Source organism: Pseudoalteromonas sp. AS71 (genome assembly GCF_038900275.1).
Lineage (GTDB): Bacteria > Pseudomonadota > Gammaproteobacteria > Enterobacterales > Alteromonadaceae > Pseudoalteromonas.
In genome coordinates, this window is record NZ_JBBMQZ010000003.1 from 36,965 (window position 1) to 57,039 (window position 20,075).

Annotated in this window: 15 protein-coding genes; 7 read left to right on the top strand and 8 right to left on the bottom strand. The window is 40.1% G+C overall.

Features of this window, described 5'->3' with window-relative positions; translation table 11 throughout:
- Positions 1 to 254: 254 nt before the first annotated feature.
- The 3 genes from WNY98_RS03150 to WNY98_RS03160 all read left to right on the top strand — a co-directional run bounded on the left by WNY98_RS03150 (position 255) and on the right by WNY98_RS03160 (position 2,764).
- The gene (locus WNY98_RS03150; RefSeq protein ID WP_024600405.1) at positions 255 to 887 is read left to right on the top strand and encodes a c-type cytochrome; all 633 of its coding nucleotides are present in this window, start codon (positions 255 to 257) and stop codon (positions 885 to 887) included.
- Between the two features lie 752 nt (positions 888 to 1,639).
- Complete coding sequence (yihI, locus tag WNY98_RS03155; RefSeq protein ID WP_076925350.1) at positions 1,640 to 2,236, top strand: Der GTPase-activating protein YihI; 597 nt, start codon at positions 1,640 to 1,642, stop codon at positions 2,234 to 2,236.
- A 12-nt stretch (positions 2,237 to 2,248) separates the two neighbouring features.
- Positions 2,249 to 2,764 (top strand): DUF2489 domain-containing protein, encoded by a 516-nt coding sequence (locus WNY98_RS03160; RefSeq protein ID WP_024600407.1) that lies wholly within the window; start codon positions 2,249 to 2,251, stop codon positions 2,762 to 2,764.
- Positions 2,765 to 2,826: 62 nt separating this feature from the next.
- Here WNY98_RS03160 and hemN read toward each other — a convergent pair whose 3' ends face one another.
- Positions 2,827 to 4,200, bottom strand: coding sequence for an oxygen-independent coproporphyrinogen III oxidase (hemN, locus tag WNY98_RS03165; protein ID WP_342877106.1), 1,374 nt, complete (start codon positions 4,198 to 4,200; stop codon positions 2,827 to 2,829).
- A 122-nt stretch (positions 4,201 to 4,322) separates the two neighbouring features.
- Positions 4,323 to 4,856 (bottom strand): ribosome biogenesis factor YjgA, encoded by a 534-nt coding sequence (yjgA, locus tag WNY98_RS03170; RefSeq protein WP_007582068.1) that lies wholly within the window; start codon positions 4,854 to 4,856, stop codon positions 4,323 to 4,325.
- Between the two features lie 144 nt (positions 4,857 to 5,000).
- Here yjgA and pmbA point away from each other — a divergent pair, with 144 nt between their 5' ends.
- The 3 genes from pmbA to WNY98_RS03185 all read left to right on the top strand — a co-directional run bounded on the left by pmbA (position 5,001) and on the right by WNY98_RS03185 (position 9,231).
- Positions 5,001 to 6,350: a metalloprotease PmbA gene (gene pmbA, locus WNY98_RS03175; RefSeq protein ID WP_342877107.1), complete on the top strand. Its 1,350-nt coding sequence runs from the start codon at positions 5,001 to 5,003 to the stop codon at positions 6,348 to 6,350.
- A 72-nt stretch (positions 6,351 to 6,422) separates the two neighbouring features.
- Complete coding sequence (locus tag WNY98_RS03180) at positions 6,423 to 6,908, top strand: DUF721 domain-containing protein (RefSeq protein ID WP_024605297.1); 486 nt, start codon at positions 6,423 to 6,425, stop codon at positions 6,906 to 6,908.
- Between the two features lie 247 nt (positions 6,909 to 7,155).
- Positions 7,156 to 9,231, top strand: coding sequence for a M13 family metallopeptidase (locus tag WNY98_RS03185; RefSeq protein WP_342877108.1), 2,076 nt, complete (start codon positions 7,156 to 7,158; stop codon positions 9,229 to 9,231).
- 36 nt (positions 9,232 to 9,267) lie between these two features.
- Here the strand turns inward: WNY98_RS03185 and WNY98_RS03190 are convergent, their stop codons facing one another.
- From WNY98_RS03190 to WNY98_RS03205, 4 genes are all read right to left on the bottom strand, one after another.
- Positions 9,268 to 10,368, bottom strand: coding sequence for a phosphotransferase (locus WNY98_RS03190; protein ID WP_342877109.1), 1,101 nt, complete (start codon positions 10,366 to 10,368; stop codon positions 9,268 to 9,270).
- Positions 10,369 to 10,390: 22 nt separating this feature from the next.
- The gene (gene mutT / locus WNY98_RS03195) at positions 10,391 to 10,789 is read right to left on the bottom strand and encodes an 8-oxo-dGTP diphosphatase MutT (protein ID WP_342877110.1); all 399 of its coding nucleotides are present in this window, start codon (positions 10,787 to 10,789) and stop codon (positions 10,391 to 10,393) included.
- A gap of 68 nt (positions 10,790 to 10,857) precedes the next feature.
- Complete coding sequence (gene secA / locus WNY98_RS03200; protein WP_342877111.1) at positions 10,858 to 13,566, bottom strand: preprotein translocase subunit SecA; 2,709 nt, start codon at positions 13,564 to 13,566, stop codon at positions 10,858 to 10,860.
- 371 nt (positions 13,567 to 13,937) lie between these two features.
- Complete coding sequence (locus tag WNY98_RS03205) at positions 13,938 to 15,965, bottom strand: methyl-accepting chemotaxis protein (protein WP_342877112.1); 2,028 nt, start codon at positions 15,963 to 15,965, stop codon at positions 13,938 to 13,940.
- Positions 15,966 to 16,081: 116 nt separating this feature from the next.
- Between WNY98_RS03205 and WNY98_RS03210 the strand changes: the two genes are divergently transcribed.
- Positions 16,082 to 16,852, top strand: coding sequence for an NADP-binding protein (locus WNY98_RS03210; protein ID WP_342877113.1), 771 nt, complete (start codon positions 16,082 to 16,084; stop codon positions 16,850 to 16,852).
- On the opposite strand, the gene hutH is transcribed toward WNY98_RS03210, so the two are convergent.
- Both hutH and hutU read right to left on the bottom strand, forming a co-directional pair.
- A complete protein-coding gene (gene hutH, locus WNY98_RS03215; RefSeq protein ID WP_197184498.1) occupies positions 16,849 to 18,384 on the bottom strand; it encodes a histidine ammonia-lyase in 1,536 nt (511 codons plus the stop codon). The two genes, WNY98_RS03210 and hutH, sit on opposite strands and share 4 nt — an antisense overlap.
- 2 nt (positions 18,385 to 18,386) lie before the next feature.
- A complete protein-coding gene (gene hutU / locus WNY98_RS03220) occupies positions 18,387 to 20,060 on the bottom strand; it encodes a urocanate hydratase (RefSeq protein ID WP_342877114.1) in 1,674 nt (557 codons plus the stop codon).
- Positions 20,061 to 20,075 lie beyond the last annotated feature (15 nt).

Sequence of the window (20,075 nt, forward strand, 5' to 3'; positions counted from 1 at the left end):
CGTTGAGTAAACCAAATTCACTCAGGGCGCGTATTTTATACTATAAAGGATGTATTAAAAAGCGTATTTAACCACCTAAAAACAGCACCTATGGTACATTTAAAACATGTTAAAGCTTAATCTAAGTCAAAACCCTGTAAATTATAAGCTTAATATGTGTAGAAAACGTGCCAGAGAATTTATTATCGTGTAGAATATATGTATTACAGCATCACGATTGTAGATGATACAGGGTCGGAAACAGAGAATTCACCATGAAAAAAATAGCACTATCTTTAACAATATTGCTTGGTGCGTTGTCAGCAAGCAACGCAACAGCATTTGATGGCGATGTAAACGCAGGTAAAGAAAAATCAGCAACGTGTGCGGCTTGTCACGGCCCAGACGGTAATGCGCCGGTTAATATTTACCCTAAAATTGCAGGTCAACATCCAGATTATATCCTTAAGCAACTTCAGGATTTAAAATTAGGTATGACGTCAGGCGGCAAAGAAGGACGTATGGATCCAGTAATGAGCGCTATGGCTATGCCACTTAGCGAGCAAGACATGAAAGATCTAGCTGCTTATTTTTCTTCAATGAACATGTCTGAAGGTGCTACACCTAAAGATGTTGTTGAAGTTGGCGAAATGCTTTTTAAAGCAGGCGACGCAGAGCGTGGAATTCCATCATGTGCAGCATGTCATGGTCCACGTGGTAATGGCTCGTCACTGGCTAAGTTTCCAAAAATTTCTTTTCAGCATCCAGGATACATCAAGTCTCAACTTGAAAAATTCCGTGATGGTACTCGTCATAATGACTTAAATGGCATGATGGGCGACATTGCAAAGAAATTAACAGATAAAGACATTGAAGTACTATCTCAGTACTTAGGTGGTTTACACTAAAGTCGTATTTATTTAGCAGTTAATAATAAATAAACTACAATGTGTTAAAAAAGCAGCCCTGGCTGCTTTTTTTGTGTCAAAAATTAACGATATCGCCCGCTTAAATGTAAGACATTGACCATGTTTGGCTGTAAGATAAGTCTTCTTTTTATTTCTTGTTGCACCTTAAGTTGTTGTAATTTATGTTAAGTTTAATATCCTAATGTAATTAATATAATAAAAGTTATATAAACCAGTTGTAACAAAATCATTAACGAGTAAATTAACCACTGTCGCAAAACAACAATAATAAAACGGAAATTACTATCAAGGAAAGTAGCGCGGCATGACTACATAGCACAAGATTAGTGCTACTAAAGGAAATAATAAAAAAGTGTCAGGATGGCCGATAATAATAAAAAACTCATGGAAGTTTAATAATAAAAACAAAATGGAATGTAACAAGGAACGTAAAAATAATAACAATACGGACTGATAATAATAAAAATAATAAAGACTAAAAAAAGTCGAAGGGAGAAGTGTCCAGATAATGGCGCTCAGATTAGCAGGCGGTAGAGATGTTTTCTCTACCGCCTTTTTATTTGTCCTGTTACAATACTCACCGTTTAAAATTAGCGATTAATTAGCTAAGGCGCTTTTAAATGGGAAACCCAACTTCTATAGCGCAAACTGAATTCTTCTGGCTAGGCCAGCACTGCGATGCCCATTAATTTGCGCTTCGCTCAAAACCTCTTAAGTGAGATGATCAAGATATGAGTAGAACTAAAAAGTCACGCAAAAGCCCAGCAAACGGACCTGTTCGTTTAAGCCAAGATAAGCTTAAAGAAATGCGCGCATTAAAAGAGCAGCGAGTTAAAAAAACCAAAGGCGCTAAGCCAGGTTCTCGTAACGCGCCAGATTTACTAGATAGCGAAAGCCACAATGGTGGTCACGCGCCTAAAGATAAGCGTGTAGGCAGTAAAAAGCCAGTACCATTAATTGCAACCGCGCCTGAACCTAAAGTTGAAATGAAACGCAACTTAAAGCCAACTATTGAGCTGAAAAAGGTAATCGAGCCTGAATTCACACCTGAACAAGAGCTAGAAGCACTTGAGAATGACGAACGTTTACTTAAATTAGTAGAGCGTCATGAAGAAGGTGAAATGCTAACAGGTAAAGATGCTAAGTACTTTAATAGCCGTATTGCTCGTCATCAGGCGTTATGTGAAATTCTTGGTATTGAAGACGAGGATGAAGACGAATTTGAAGATGACCTTGAAGATGATATTGAAAGCAAAGGCAATTCTGATTTCGATCAATACTTATCTGACGATTTAGCCAACGAATGGTTAGATGAAGACGACAAATAGTAAGGATAAATAATGAGTACCGCGGTAATTTTAGCCTTACTTTTAGGCGCTGCTATAATAGTTGGTCTGGCATTTTATGCGGGTCAGTTGCTGTACAAGTTAAATGCGCAAAAAAAGTTAATTGCTAAAACGCAGGCTGAACAAAAGCAAAAGCTTGAGAAGTCGCGTTTAAAGCGAAATGCCAAACTAGCCGATAGTATTCATTTAATTGCGCGTGCAATGAATGAAGAGCAGTGTGAGTTTTCTGAAGGCTGTTTACGTATTTGGGTACTTATGTCTCAATATGGCTTTGAGAGCGAGCGTGATTTAACAATACAGTACCCTGGCATTTATAAAATGTACCAGGTAGTTAAAGAAATGCCGACACACGATGCACGTAAAAAATATGCTAAAAAAGAAATTTTTAAGCTAGATAAGGCTCGCTGGCAAGCTGAAGAAACACTTAAAGATGAAGTTAAAGCCGATTGCGCTAAAATTATCATCGAGTTTAAAGCGGCTCCTGGCAGCGATAAAGTAGTTTTTAACTAGTTTTTCGAGTACTCAGAAAAAGCAGACCTTGGTCTGCTTTTTTTATGCCGGACAGTTTTTAGTTAAATCACTCGTGAAAAACGTGTCGCATTTATTTGTTTTTGTAAATGAGCGTCAAAGCACATGCAAATAATACGAATGAATAAGTTGCCGCGTGGTGTTACGCTAATTTTACTATTAGTTATAGTTACTAACTCATCTTTTATAAGTGGCGCGAGCGTAATTAACGCATCCTCAAAGTAGTCGTTAAATATAAGCTCATGTTTTTTACTAAATGCTTGTATATCTAGTTCAAACTGGCAAATGAGCTGCTTAATTGCATCAGCACGAATTACATCATCATGTGTTAAGTGCATACCTTTATTAAGAGCACAGCCGTTTTGTGTTTCTACGCTGTGGTAATAATGTTTTAATTCTTTTTGATTTTGTAAAATTGCGGTGCCAATTTGTGAAATGGATGACACGCCTAAGCCTAATAAATCACAATTTCCATGGGTTGTATAACCTTGAAAGTTACGATGTAGCTTGCCCTCATTTTGTGCAACAGCTAGTTCGTTATCGGTTTTTGCAAAATGGTCCATACCAATAAATTGATAGCTTGCTTGCGTCATCTGCTCCAGCGTATTTTTAAACATGGTGAGTTTATTATGTGCACTGGGTAAGTCGACATCTTTAATCTTTCGCTGCGCGGCAAAGCGCTCTGGTAAATGCGCATAGTTAAACACCGATACTCGATCAGGGCTTAACTCAATAAGTTGCTCTATAGTTTGCTTAAAGCTCTCTGGCGTTTGCAGAGGAAGCCCGTAAATCATATCTGCATTAATAGATTGAAATCCCAGCTCGCGAGCTTGTGTAATTAATTGCTTAACGGTATCTGCATTTTGCGGGCGATTAACAGCAAGTTGCACGTCGTCGTTAAAGTCTTGAATCCCAAACGAGACACGGTTAAAGCCAAGCATTCTTAAATCAACAAGCATATTATCGGCAAGTGAGCGTGGGTCTATTTCAATGCCGCGCTCGGTGGTGCTTGTAAAATTAAAATGCTGCTCTAAAAGCTTTATTAAACGGGTCATTTGTTTTGCGGTTAAAAAAGTGGGTGTACCGCCACCTAAATGTAATTGCTCAACCGTGTAGCTTTTAAATAAATGCGCTTGAGCAGTAATTTCTTTTGCTAAAAAGTCGAGATACGTATCTGCTTTAGTTTGATGGCGGGTAATTATTTTATTACAGCCACAGTAGTAGCAAAGCTGACTACAAAATGGAATATGAATATATAAAGAAAGTGAACGACTCGTTGACGATTCTATCGCGTTTAGTAAGTTTTGTTGCTGATAACCGTCACGCAGTGATAGAGCCGTGGGGTATGAGGTATAACGCGGGCCAGACACATTATATTTGTTTATTAGGGTTTGATCCCACTGTGGAAGTTTAATCATCACGCGCACCTAAGTATTTATTTAGGGGGATTATAAAAAAGTACGCAGGGAGGCGGCTTGATCTATAACAAAAAAGGTGCCGAAGCACCTTTTTTAATAAAATATCAATTAATACGGTCTAATTAATACGTAACGGTATGTGCATCTTTGAGATATTGAAATAACTCTTTATAACCTTTACCAGGCTTTTCAGCTTTCGCTTCTTTTGCCGCATTACGAACCAATTGACGCATTTGCTGACGATCAAGAGACGGGAACTGCTCAATAGTCTCATTGATAAGGTCATCGCCTTGTTCAATTAAGTCTGAACGTAGTTGCTCAATTTTTTTGACCAATACTTCAGCTTGGTTATTTTTATTAAGCATTACGTCGATAATCGCTCTAATAGCGTCAATGTTTTCTACAGTACGCAACGTTTTAGCAATGTAGTTTAAGTGACGGCGATACGCATCGCTTTTATTACTTATTTTATCAGCAACAACCATTGCCGCTTTTAAATCGTCATTTAATGGCAGGCGTTCGCGCTGTTTTTTACCCATTTTGGCAATTTCAGTACCTAACTGATGAAACTCTTGCGCTTCGCGTTTGAGCTCCGTTCTTGATACATATTCAATTTCTTCTTCAATTTCAGCAGGCTTGCCTTTTTTCTTTGCCATGGGGTGCTCTTAAATAAAAATAACTTTTGCCATTATACATGAATATGATACTTAGGAATATTAGCTGATGTGATGCATTGAGTGTGTTAGCATTTAAATATAAGAAATGCGTGCATTATGCCTCTAAGGCTCAGGACTTAATTTATGAAAAGCCAACAAAACGATCCAATTTATTCTCAAATATCGCAAGTTAAAGATGCGGTAGCAGAAGTACTCGAACATGCTAAAAAATTAGGTGCTACGGCTGCCGAAGCGGCCATGTCTAGTACATCTGGTTTATCGGTTAGTACTCGAATGGGTGAAGTAGAAACCATTGAGTTTAACCAAGATGGTGGCTTAGGCATTAGCGTATATGTTGGTAATAATAAAGGCTCGGCGTCAACCGCTGATTTAAATCCAAAAACGTTGCGTATGGTAGTAGAAAAAGCGATTGATATAGCTAAGTTTACATCTGATGACCCATTTAACGGCGTTGCTGATAAAGAATTGCTAGAATTTAATCCTAAAGATTTAGATTTATACCACCCTTGGGATGTAAGTCCTGAGGAAGGCATTGAGCTTTGTCATGCTGCAGAGCAAGCTGCACTAAATGCAGATGAGCGTATTGTTAACTCTGATGGTGCGAGCTTTTCATCGCATCAAGGGCTACGCGTTTATGGTAACAGCCATGGTTTGATAACCGGCTTTCCACGCACTCGTCATAGCATTAGCACTATGGTAATAGGTCAAGATGGCGAGCAGATGCAACGCGACTCTGCTTATACTGTTGCGCGCGATCAAGCGGGTTTAAATGACGCAGCGGCAGTTGGGATTGAAGCAGCAGCTGAAACGCTCGCTAAATTAAATAGCCAAAAGCTAGGCACAATGAAAGTGCCTGTTGTTTTTAGAGCCGATATTGCAAACTCATTGTTTGGTCACTTAGTGTCGGCAATTGGTGGTGGCGCGCTTTATCGTAAATCAAGTTTTTTACTCGATAGCTTAGGCACGCAAGTATTTAGTAATTGTGTGAATATAGCTGAGCGCCCGCATATTTTAAAAGGATTGGCATCGTCACCGTTTGATAGCGAAGGTGTTAAAACATTCGATAGAGAAATTATTCAAGGCGGCGAGTTACAAACTTATTTATTAGCAAGTTATGCCGCGCGTAAAATGAATATGACGCCAACAGGGCATGCGGGCGGTATACATAACTGGCTTGTTGAACAAACTCATAACGATTTAAGTGCGCTATTAAAAACCATGGGCACCGGCTTATTAGTAACAGAGCTAATGGGGCAGGGCGTAAACACAGTAACAGGTGACTACTCTCGTGGCGCTGCTGGTTTTTGGGTTGAAAATGGTGAAATACAATATCCAGTAAGTGAAATTACCATTGCTGGTAATTTAAAAGATATGTTTAAAGGCATTTCTGCTATTGGTGGTGATATAGAGCGCCGTGGTGGTATTCAAACTGGCTCAATATTAATAGAGCAAATGCAAATAGCCGGCGCGTAGTATTAATAGGCAGTGTATACTTAGACCTAGAGTATTATCTCTGGGTCTAAGTGAGTTTTTACGAGGTGTAAAATGGCTAAAGATAGATATGCACCAAAACCGCTAACCGATATTATGGCGGGGTTAAATAATCGTTTATCGGCTTATGCAGGCAAAAGCCAAGCACTTGATACACAGCAAACCTTATTAAAAGATTTTTTAGGCCCTAAGTTGGGTGATAAATGCCGAGTCAGCAATTACCGAGACGGTACGCTAATGATAGAGGCGGTGTCTGCACCTATCGCGCTTAGGCTTAATTATTTAAAAATGGATATGCTTTCACATTTTAGAGCAGCCGGAATGGCAGAGCTCGGGCAAATAAAAATAACTGCAAATCCTCAAGCAACTCAGAGATTAAGTACAGCGAATAAGTCGGGCAGTCCTGCAGTTACCAACTCTCGTAAAATGAGTGAGCAAACAGCTGATTACTTAAACGCCATAGCATCTTCTGCACCCCCTTCTTTAAAAGAAAAACTTGAGCGTTTAGCGCTTCATGGAAAAAATAAAAGCGAGCCTTAACTACCCACCATCTTGTTATTGGTGGGGCCAATTTGGCAGCTCACCGCATTCAAAATACTTTGTTACATATTCCATTTTATTGTTGCCCTAATGAGGTTTATGATACTGGCTGGTAATGTATATTGATTGAAGTCCCTGATACCCATTCCATTAAGTAAAAGCGTGTAGGCAGTGCTATTTTTACTCCTGCTATATTCAAGAATTTAATGGAGTTGGTATTAAATTCTAACTAACAAACGGAATCATTATGAATAAAGTAACAATGGCCGCTGCGAGCATTGCGCTTGCACTTGGTTTAGTAGGTTGTGGTGAAAAACAACAAGAAGCTAAAGCAACCGACGCTCCAGTAGTAACAGCACCTGCTGAAAAGCCACTAGAGCTTGGTATTGAATTAGCCAATATGGATAGTTCAGTACGTGCACAAGACGATTTTTACTACCATGTAAATGGTGAGTGGCTAGCAAAAACTGAAATACCAGGTGATAAATCTAACTATGGTTCTTTTTCGCAGTTATATGATGAGTCGCAAAAAGCGATGAAAATAGCCCTTGAAAGTGCAGCCGCAAACAAAGCTGCTAAAAAGGGCAGTGATGAGTACAAAATTGGTGCATTTTATAAAAGCTATATGAATAAAGATGCGCGTAATGAGCTAGGTATTACGCCATTACAACCGTCATTAGATACAATTGATAGCGTTAAATCTAAAGCTGATTTAGTGGGTTTAATGGCTAAAATTCAAAAACAAGGTGGTACTTTACCGTTTGGTTGGTTTGTAAATAACGATGCTAAAAATTCAAGCGAGTATGCATTGTATTTATCTCAGTCGGGTCTTGGTTTACCAGATCGTGATTATTACTCAAACGATGACGAAAAATTCACTAAAATTCGCGCTTCTTACGAGCAATACATCACTGATATTTTAGCTAAGTCAGGCGTTAAGAATGCAGCAGAAGCTGCTAAGAGCGTACTTGCATTTGAAAAAACACTAGCTGATGCACAGTGGAGCCGCGTGCAAAGCCGTGACGCAACTAAATCTTATAACAAGATGACAGTAGCAGACGCAAGCAAGTTGATGGGCGACCTTGATTTAGCTGCATTCTTTAAAGATGCAGGTGTGAGTGCAAGTGAGATTATTGTACGTCAACCAAGCTACTTAGAAGCACTAGCTACTATTTACAAAGACACTGATTTAGCGACGTGGAAAAACTACTTAAAATTTCATTTTGTAAGTGGTTATGCAGAGCTACTTAGTGAAGATTTAGTTAACCTTAACTTTGACTTTTACAGCACAACACTTCGTGGCGTAGAAGAACAAGCACCTCTTTGGAAGCAAGCGGTTGATGCATCTAACAGTGTACTTGGTGAAATTTTAGGTAAGGTATACGTTAAAGATAACTTCCCGCCAGAAGCTAAAGCACGCATGGAAGAGTTAGTTGATAACGTAATTAAAGGTTATGGCGTTGCTATCGAAAATCTTGAGTGGATGAGCCCTGAAACAAAGCTTGCAGCGAAAGAAAAACTAGACAAATTTACGCCTAAAATTGGTTACCCAGATACGTGGAAAGATTACTCTGAGCTAGAGATTAATTCAGATGAGCTAGTAGGCAATTACATTCGTTATAGCGAATGGGCATACGCAGACATGATTGCTAAATTGGGTAAACCAGTTGATCGCTCTGAGTGGCACATGACTCCGCAAACAGTAAATGCGTATTACAACCCAGTAAACAATGAAATTGTATTCCCTGCTGCTATTTTACAACCGCCATTCTTTAATTTAGAAGCGGATGATGCTGTAAACTACGGCGCAATTGGCGCAGTAATTGGGCATGAGCTTGGTCATGGTTTTGACGACCAAGGTGCTAAATATGACGGTGACGGTAACTTACGTAACTGGTGGAGTGAGACTGACCTTAAGCAATTTGAAGAGCGTACAGCGGCTTTAGTTGCACAGTATAACGAATATAAACCATTTGAAGATGCAAGTGTTAATGGCGAGCTAACGCTTGGCGAGAACATTGGTGACTTAGGTGGCTTAACGGTTGCGCATAAAGCGTATATGCTATCTTTAGGTGATAAAAAAGCACCTGTGATTGATGGTTACACAGGCGATCAACGCTTCTTTATGGGTTGGTCACAAATTTGGCGTCGTAACTATCGCGATGAAGAGTTACGTAATCGTTTATTAACAGACCCTCATTCACCAAGTCACTACCGTGTAATCGGTATCTTGTCGAATATGCCTGAGTTTTACGAAGCGTTTGACGTAAAAGAAGGTGATAAAATGTATATCAAACCAGAAGATCGCGTAAAAATTTGGTAATTACATTGTATGTAAATAATAAAAACCAGTAAGTTTTTAGCTTACTGGTTTTTTTGTATCTTGAATTTGTTCATCGACTAAGCACGCGTGCATCCATTCTTCGTTACTCAGTATGTTTTTATAAAGCGCAAGTTGGTTTTGTACGCGCTCTAAATTGTGCTCTGCATGAGCCACTTTAAAGTACACATCGTTATTTAAGTAATCAGTTAAAAAGCGCACACTTAACATGAGCGGCATTATTTTAGCGCCTAGCAGCAGGCTTTCTTGTTCTTGTTTACTCATGCTACTTTTTAATGGCGTTACATAGCCTTTAACAATGGCTGAAAATATATCTTTTCGAATAACAACGTTGCGTAAGTTTGTTGAATCCTCGGCTTCGGGGGAGCAGAAAGTGCGTACCATGTCACCAAAATCATAAAGCCGAAATCCCGCCATGCAGGTATCTAAATCAATCACTGCTTTTGCTTTGTGAGTTGCACTACAAAAAAGCATATTATTTATTTTTGTATCGTTATGACACACTCTTAGTGGTATCTGCTTAGCTATACTACTAAGCTCAGTAATTAAATGCTGCTGCAATAAGCAATATTCTATTTCGTCAGCGCAGTGCTTTACTCTATTTACAGAGTTATTTGTGATTGCGGTATTTAATTGCTCAAAGCGCATCGCTAAGTTATGAAAATCAGGGATTACGGTGTGCAGCTGTTGTGCATCAAAGTCTTGTAAGGCATGAGAAAAAACACTAAAGGCGTAAGCCGCTTGCTCGCTTTGCTGGGCGTTTTTAACAACGTCTTCGCTGTAGCTGTCACTAATATAGTTAAGGATACGATAGTACGCGCTATCTATTTTTATTAAGCGCTCGTCGCTTTGTGTAGCTATATGTTTGATTATTTCAAGAGGGTAATTATTTTGCAGTTGTTTAGCATTTAGATGCTGCTCAATTAGTTTTGCATTACTTACTAACTGAGCAGGGTTTTTAAATACTTCAATATTAAGTTTTTGCACAATAAACTGTTTATCAATACATTTAAGTAACCATGTACTATTTATATGACCGCTACCAATTACACTAACTTGAGTTAACTCAGGGGGCAGTGCTAACAGTTCGCTTAGCTTATTTTGTATTGAGATGTTCATTGTGCTCACTTATGCCCATTTATTATGCGTATCGGGCAACTATTTTTTCGATAATTCCAGCATTCGCTTCAGGAAAATCATAATTTTCTAATTCACTAATTGCTACCCATTCACTAGGTTGCCCTTCAGCGCCATGTGCTTCACCACTAAAGTTACTTACTACGTGTACATCTAATTTAACGCATTTATCGCCGTAGTCATGTTCAATAACCATAAGTTGACTAGAGCTGTGAATTGTTAATCCAACTTCTTCAATAAGCTCGCGTTTAAGTGCAACAAAAACACTTTCGCCTGCTTCTACTTTGCCACCAGGAAATTCCCATAAACCGCCTTGATGTTGTTCATCTGCGCGTTTACAAATGAATATAGCGTTATTTTTCTTAATAACACCAACAGCTACATGTACAATTTCTATAGTCATTACTTTAAAACTCCATAAAAAAAAGCGACGCTAGCGCCGCTTTTTAATAAGCTACTGACAATATTGGGCTATTTTAATTTACCGCAACATTGTTTGAATTTTTGACCTGATTTACAAGGACAAGGGTCATTACGACCTACTTTTGGTTCTGTACGAGCCATAACTGTCGCTGTTTCTGGCGCTTCGCCACCTACTTGCTCAGCTTCTTCATGTTGGTACTCGCGAGGAGCATTTTCACTTTTACGGTGTTGCTCTTCTACTTTTTCAACATCTTCTTCTGCGCGTACTTGTACTTTACTTAGGATACTTACAACATCTACTTTCAAGTTTTCAAGCATTTCAGAAAACAGCTCAAACGATTCACGCTTGTACTCTTGCTTAGGATTCTTTTGTGCGTAACCACGTAAATGAATACCTTGGCGTAAATGATCCATCGCAGCAAGGTGATCTTTCCAATGTTGATCAAGACTTTGTAGCATAATCGCTTTTTCAAACTGACGTAAAACAGAATCGCCTACTTGCTCTTCTTTTTGCTTGTATGACTGCTCAACAGCTTCTTCAATACGTTCACGAAGCTTTTCTTCATATAGCTTATTGTCATCAGCTAACCACTGAGTGATTGGTAACTCAATTAAGAAGTCTTGCTTTAAACGCTCTTCAAGGCCAGGAATATCCCACATTTCAGCAAGGCTTTGCGGTGCAATGTACTGATCAGTTACACCAGCAAGAACATCACCACGAATTGCTGTGATAGTTTCTGAAATATCGCCTTCTTCAAGTAGCTCGTTACGTTGAGAGTAAACAACGCGACGTTGATCGTTTGCTACATCATCGTACTCAAGTAATTGCTTACGAACATCAAAGTTACGTGCTTCTACTTTACGCTGTGCATTTTCAATCGCACGGTTAACCCATGGATGTTCAATTGCTTCACCGCGTTGCATACCTAGTTTACGCATCATGTTAGTCATGCGTTCACCAGCGAAGATACGCATTAACGCATCGTCCATCGATAGGTAGAAACGGCTAGAGCCGGCGTCACCTTGACGACCAGAACGACCACGTAATTGGTTATCTATACGACGAGATTCGTGACGTTCAGTACCAATGATATGTAAACCGCCAGCATCAATTACAGCGTCGTGGCGAATTTTCCAAGCCGCTTTAATATCAGCAATTTGCTCAGCAGTTGGGTTCTCAAGTTTTTCAACTTCACTGTTCCAGTTACCGCCAAGCACGATATCGGTACCACGACCGGCCATGTTGGTTGCAATTGTTACTGTACCTGGAAGACCCGCGTCTGAAACGATGTCAGCTTCTTGCGCATGAAATTTAGCATTAAGTACGTTGTGCTTAATTTTTTCTTTGCGTAAAAACTGTGATAAATACTCAGAGCTTTCAATTGAAATAGTACCTACAAGTACCGGTTGTCCGCGGTCTTGGCAGTCTTTAATGTCAATTAAAATTGCTTCGTATTTTTCTTCTTGCGTTAGATAAACTAAGTCGGCGCGATCATCACGAACCATTGGCTTATTAGTTGGCATAACAACGGTATCTAGGCCGTAGATAGATTGAAACTCAAAAGCTTCAGTATCGGCAGTACCTGTCATACCTGCTAGTGTTTCGTATAAACGGAAGTAGTTTTGGAACGTAATAGATGCAAGTGTTTGGTTTTCGTTTTGAATTTTCACACCTTCTTTAGCTTCAACAGCTTGGTGTAAACCTTCTGACCAACGACGACCTTCCATTGAACGACCAGTATGCTCATCGATAATGATTACTTCGTTTTCTTTTACAACGTAATCAACATCTTTTTGGTATAGCTTGTGAGCACGAAGAGCCGCATAAACGTGACTTAATAGCGTAATGCTTGCTGCTGAGTAAAGCGAATCGCCTTCTTCAATTAAACCGCGTTCAGTAAGTAGCTCTTCTACTTTAATTTGACCACGTTCTGTTAAATGAACTTGCTTAGACTTTTCATCAATAGTGTAATCGCCGTCGCCTTCAACACCTTCTTCGTCTTCTTTTTCTTGAAGTTCAAGTAAAGGAACGATGGTATTTATTTCAGTGTATAGCTCAGAGCTGTCCTCAGCTGGGCCTGAAATAATAAGCGGAGTACGCGCTTCATCAATTAAGATTGAATCCACTTCATCGACTACAGCATAAAATAATGGACGCTGAACACGTTCATCAATACTAAAAGCCATATTATCGCGAAGGTAGTCAAAACCAAATTCGTTATTTGTACCGTACGTAATGTCAGCAGTATAAGCTAGCTTCTTCTGCTGTGGCATCATACCAGGTACGTTACAGCCTACAGTAAGGCCTAAAAATTCAAATAACGCACGGTTGGTTTCAGCATCACGTTTAGCAAGGTAGTCATTCACAGTAATTACGTGAACACCTTTGCCTGTTAAGCCGTTTAAATAAGCTGGTAGGGTAGCTGTTAATGTTTTACCTTCACCTGTACGCATTTCTGCAATGCGACCTTGATGTAAAACCATACCACCTAATAACTGCACGTCGAAATGACGCATGCCATTTACACGCTTTGACGCTTCACGTACCACAGCAAAAGCTTCAGGTAGAATGTCGTCAAGGCCTTGTCCGTTATCGTAACGTTCTCTAAACTCAGCTGTTTTAGCTCTTAAATCTTCATCAGAAAGCGCTTCAAGTTGCGTTTCTAGCGCATTGATTAGCGCGACCGTCTTTCTTAAGTTTTTAATAGTGCGGTCATTGCGACTACCAAAAAGCTTGGTAAATAAATTAGATATCATGATAAAACCGTTACAATGTATTCTTTGTCAGCCGAGTATCGGCTAACCCATTTTTAACAATTGGTAATTAATATGTGCTTTTAAATAACACTTAGAACATATTAATTAGCAATATTGTATTAAACCGCTCAAAAAGCACTGTTTATTACGTGCGCTACTATACCAGACTCTGCCAAACAACAAACTATCTCAATAAAAAGATCTGTGTATAAAATCGAAAAATTTGATCTGGTTCGCAAAAATAACTTTGTATTACTCAATTACAGTAAAAATAGTAGCGAACTGTAAAGATATGGTGCTAAATAAATTAAAAACAAGGGTTATAGCTGCGCTTAAGTTTGACGCTTAAACACAGCTATTAAATGAGAGTTTTATAATTTAAATTGATTAACCGTTTTGTTAAGCGCTGCAGCTAAATCACTTAAGTCACGAGCTTCGTCAGCGAGGGTGTGTGCATGGTCAGCGGTACTGTTCACTAAGTTATTAATTGCCGAAAGGCTCGTATTAATATCTTCAGCAACGACTGTTTGCTCCTCAGTTGATGTTGCTATTTGATGACTTTGGTCTTGTACTTTAGTGACCGACTGCGCAATATTGTGAAGTGAGCTAAGTACTTCTTTAGTTTGCAGTACTGAGCCTTCTGTTTGGTCTTGTCCTTGTTGCATCATCACCGAGGCCTGTTGAGCTATTTGCTGCAAGCGCGAAATCATATTACGAATATCGTCAGTTGATTCTTGTGTACGGCTTGCTAGTGAGCGTACTTCATCCGCAACGACGGCAAAGCCTCGACCGTGTTCGCCGGCACGAGCTGCCTCTATAGCCGCATTAAGTGCAAGTAAGTTGGTTTGATCGGCAATTGAGTTAATAACATCGACTAATGCACCAATGTTATTACTTTCTTGTTCAAGGCCCGCAACCACTTTGGATGCTTCACCAATATGCAACGCCAGTTCAGTCATTACTTTTTGCGCCTGTGTAGAACGGCTTGCACCTTCAGCTGTAATTGCCTGAACTTCTTCAGCTGCGTTATTTGTATGTTGTGCATTACGTGATATTTCAAGCACGGTAGTTGCCATTTCAGTTACCGCAGCGCTCACGCTATCAACTTGTTGCTTCTCTTGTTGAATTTCAGAATTAGTTTGCTCAGAAACATGTCTTAGTTGAGCTGCTGCGTTGCTTAGTTGCTCTGCTTGAGCTGCGGTTTCGAGCATCATGGCGCGTAACTTATCAATAAACGTATTCATGTGATTGGCCAGTTGGCCGACTTCATCTTGGCTATCAATATCAATTTTTTGAGTAAGATCGCCTTCGCCCGATGCTATATCACGCATAATGTGTGTAAGCGTTGTAATGGGTTTTGAAATCATATGGGTAGCCCATAAAATCATAGCTAATATAATAATTAAGATAATAATTACTGCAGTTGTTGTTGCAGTTACTGCAGCATTTACGGGCTCTTCAATCATGCTAGTAGGAATAAGTAGACCTACATACCAATCTATATAAGGCTGCTCTAACTGCAGACGATGGTAAACCACATAAAACTGCTCTCCTTTAAAGGTAACCATTTGGCTGCCTTCAAGGTTATTTCGCATTTGTGTGTTTAACTCTTTAAAGCCTGCGGTATCTGTGAATTGTTGTTCAAGCGCATCGAGTCCTTCTTTACCGTTTGCACCTTCATCTGTAATTGAAAGCTTGTGCCCAGTGGCTTTTGAAAAGTGCACTACTTTTTGATTTCCATCGAGTAAAAAACCATAACCTTGGCCGTTAAAGCGAATATTTTCGACCATGTCGTTAATTTTGTTTAATTGTAAATCAACACCGCCCATACCAATGAGTTTACGCTGTGCGTTATAAACAGGTTGTTGTACAACTGCGGATGCTACGCCTGTGGTTAAATCAACGGAGATTGGACCTACGTAAAGTTTGTTAACTTGCATGGCTTCTTGCCACCAACCACGCTTGTAGGCGTAATAAGGCTGGCCGTTGTAGTGACTTGTACGTTCATTTTCTTTAAAGTATTCACCGGTGGTTGCTGAGGCAAAAAAGGCCGATAAAATATTTTCGTCGTTTGAGCTTAAACGCACAAAGTCTTGGTTTACTTCGTTGTAACCTGGCGCGCTTTCAAGTGCTTGATCGCGAGTATCCCAATTTTCAAAAAAATTGATTAAATGTGGGTTATTAACAAAGGTTGATACCATTTTACCGTACATCGCAAAGTAACTTTGCATTGAAAGTTGCTCGGTCTGTAGATAACTTTGTGCTTCGTTTTCTATGTTTTCTCTAGAGAGGCTGGCAATGTGTTTAACAAAAAATGTTGAGGCGATAATTAGTAAAACGGTAATTGTTCCACCAATCAATAATAATATTTTCTTCCGTAATGATAAATTATTTAGCATGAGTACGCATATTTTTATTATTTATGAAATTATATCTAATCATATCTTACTTAAAATCTCTATAAAGTTAGATAGAAAGAACTAATTATGCGTTTAAAATAAAGGCTTATACAAAAATGACAAATAAAAGTAATAAATTAGTAGTATTAGGTGCAGGATGGTTAGGACATGCTTTATGCGTAAGTGCGCAAAAAGCTGATTGGCAAGTACAAGGAACGCATAGAACAGATATACACGAGTTTGACTTTGAGCGTCAGTTTACGCTTGAAGATGGACAATTAGTGCATCAAGTTGATTTACAAAATGCTTGTTGGGTATGCGCTATTCCACCACGTAGCAGGCACAGTGAGGGTAATTATCCTGAAACACTTACCGCAGCGCTTAAGCTTTCAAAGGAGTTAAACGCAAAGGGCTTTTTATTGTGCTCATCAACCGGGGTATACGATCAAGAGCCTGGTGTATATAGCGAAAGTAGCGATATTTCATGCACAAACGAGCGCCAAATAAAGCTCTATGAGGCAGAAGAGCAAGTACTTGAGCAAGACGGAAAAGTACTGCGCTTAGCTGGATTACTAGGGCCAAATAGAGAACCAGGTCGTTTTGTGGCAGGTAAAGAGCTCAATACATCAAGTGAGCAAGTGGTAAATATGGTGCATCAACAAGATGTAATTAATGCTATTTTTGCGGTGATAGAGCACTGGCAAGTAGGGCAAAATATTTATAATGTTGTTAATCCTGCGCATCCCACAAAAGCTGAATACTACGCAGTGAAGTGTGCAGAACATGGCGGCGAGTTACCACGCTTTATCAGTGATGATAAAGCTGAGCGCAAAGTTATTGGCTCAGCTATCGAAGCGCTAGGCTTTACTTACCAATATGGTATTTAATATGCTGAAGGCAGGGGACTGCTCTCTATGAAGTCGCATAACTTACCTTCACTTAATAATGTATTGGCAGCTTCTATATCGGGTGCAAAATAGCGGTCTTTATCATAATAACTCACATGCTCGCGCAATAACGCTTTAGCGCTTTGTACTTTATTTGATGGTTCAAGCGGTTTTCTAAATTCTAGCCCTTGAACCGATGCTAACCATTCTATTGCCAAAACACCTTGGGTATTATTGGCCATTTCATCTAAGCGCCTTGCTGCAAAGGTTGCCATAGAAACATGATCTTCTTGATTTGCAGATGTAGGCAAGCTATCAACCGAAGCTGGATGCGCTAATGATTTGTTTTCTGACGCAAGCGCTGCTGCGGTAACTTGAGCAATCATAAAACCTGAATTTACACCGCCGTTTTCAACTAAAAATGGCGGTAACTTGGATAGGTTTGAATCGATAAGTAATGCAATTCGCCTCTCTGCTAATGCGCCAATTTCGGCAATTGCGATAGCTAAGTTATCAGCGGCCATTGCAACGGGCTCTGCATGAAAGTTTCCTCCCGATATTATGTCGCCTACATCGGCAAAAACTAGCGGATTATCGGTTACACCGTTTGACTCGCATAACAATACTTCTGCGGCTTGGCGTATCTGAGTTAGGCAAGCACCTAGCACTTGAGGTTGGCAGCGAAGGCAATAAGGGTCTTGTACTTTTTCACAATTGACGTGGGAATCACTAATTTGAGAGTGCGTATCGAGTAGCTCTCTAAATACTTGAGCAGTGTCTATTTGTCCGCGCTGACCACGAATATCATGAATACGTGCATCAAATGGCGCGCGACTACCCATTGCAGCTTCTATGCTTATCGAGCCGATAACGCAGCTTTGTGCATATAAGTTCTCGCTTCTAAATAGGCCTTGTAGTGCAAATGCAGTCGACGCTTGTGTGCCATTTAATAATGCTAAGCCTTCTTTAGCTGCAAGGGTAAGAGGTTCAAGCCCCGCTATTTTTAACCCTTGTGCTGCACTAATTATTTTTCCTTTATGTCGCATTTGACCTTCAGCTAATAAAGGTAAGCACATATGCGCAAGAGGGGCTAAATCTCCCGATGCCCCCACGGAGCCTTTTTTAGGCACACACGGATATACTTCGCTACTAAGCAGCTGCATAAAAAATTGGATTACTTGCAGGCGAATACCCGAGTAGCCGCGCGAAAGCGAGTTTACTTTTAAGGTGATCATTAACCTTACTGTGCTGTCATCCATGTATTCGCCAATGCCCGCAGCGTGTGAAAGCACAATGGAGCGCTGTAATAATTCAAGTTCGTCGTCGGCTATTTTGGTATTAGCTAATAACCCAAAGCCGGTGTTAATCCCATATACAGTGCGGTGCTCATTAATAACGTTTTGAACGGTTTGTGCGCTGGCTGCTATTTGTGATTCAGCATGCTTTACAAGGCTTAATTTTACTGGTGAATTATTAATTTTTCTCAGTGTGTTTAAATCAAGTGAGCCTGGCGTGAGAGTAAGTTCGAACATGATTATTCCTTGTCTAACATTGGTAAGTCTAAATTTTGCTCTTTAGCGCAGTTTTTTGCTGTGTCGTATCCAGCATCAGCATGGCGCATTACGCCCGTTGCAGGGTCGTTCCAAAGTACGCGAGCAATACGCTCTTTAGCTTCATTAGTACCATCGGCAACAATAACCACACCAGAGTGCTGGCTAAAGCCCATACCTACACCGCCGCCATGATGAAGTGACACCCAAGTAGCACCACTTGCCGTATTAAGGAGTGCATTGAGTAATGGCCAATCTGATACCGCATCAGAGCCATCTTTCATGCTTTCGGTTTCACGGTTAGGGCTGGCAACTGAGCCAGAGTCGAGGTGATCGCGACCAATAACTATAGGGGCTTTAAGTTCCCCATTTTTAACCATTTCGTTAAAGGCTAATGCAAGGCGTGCTCTATCTTTTAAACCTACCCAACAAATACGTGCAGGTAGCCCTTGAAATTGGATGCGTTCACGGGCCATATCAAGCCAGTTATGCAAATGTGCATCATCAGGAATAAGCTCTTTTACTTTTGCATCGGTTTTATAAATATCTTCTGGATCGCCCGATAAAGCTACCCATCTAAATGGTCCAATACCTTCACAAAATAAAGGGCGAATATAGGCGGGTACAAATCCAGGAAAATCAAACGCGTTGGTAACACCCTCATCAAACGCCATTTGACGAATATTATTACCGTAATCAGTAGTGGCGGCACCGGCTTTTTGTAGTGCTAGCATAGCTTTAACTTGGACTGCCATTGATTGTTTAGCGGCTTTTACTACGGCTTTTGGATCTTGCTCACGCATTTTTGCTGCGTACTCCATTGTCCAGCCTTGTGGTAAGTAACCATTTAATGGATCGTGAGCAGATGTTTGATCTGTGACTACATCAGGGGTAATGCCTGTTTTAACCAGTGTACTAAATACATCGGCAGCGTTACCTAGTAAACCCACTGAGAGGGCTTTACCTTTAACACATGCATCGGTTATTAATTGCAGTGCGTGTTCAAGATTTGTTGCTTTTACATCAACGTAGCCTGTTTTTATACGAAAATCGATACGGCTTTCATCACATTCAACAACCAGTGCACTAAACCCAGCCATTGTAGCTGCAAGTGGTTGCGCACCGCCCATACCACCAAGACCACCTGTTAATACCCATTTACCACTAGCGCTACCTGCAAAATGTTGCTTTGCCATAGCTACAAAGGTTTCGTAAGTTCCTTGTACTATGCCTTGCGAGCCAATATAGATCCAAGAACCCGCCGTCATTTGCCCGTACATCATCAAGCCTTTTTTATCGAGCTCGTTAAAGTGCTCCCAATTTGCCCAGTGTGGAACAAGATTTGAGTTAGCAATAAGCACGCGAGGCGCATTACTGTGGGTTTTAAATACACCAACGGGTTTTCCTGATTGTACAAGCAGGGTTTCGTCGCTTTCGAGCCTATCGAGGGTTTCTATAATTTTGTCATAACTTGGCCAATCACGAGCTGCTCGGCCAATACCACCATATACAACAAGTGCATGAGGATGCTCTGCAACTTCAGGGTCTAAATTATTCATTAGCATGCGCTTAGCAGCTTCTGTTTGCCAGCTTTTAGCACTTATTTTATCTCCGAGAGGTGCACGTATTACGCGACTTGTGTCGAGTCGGTTGTTCATGTTTTGCTCCTGTTG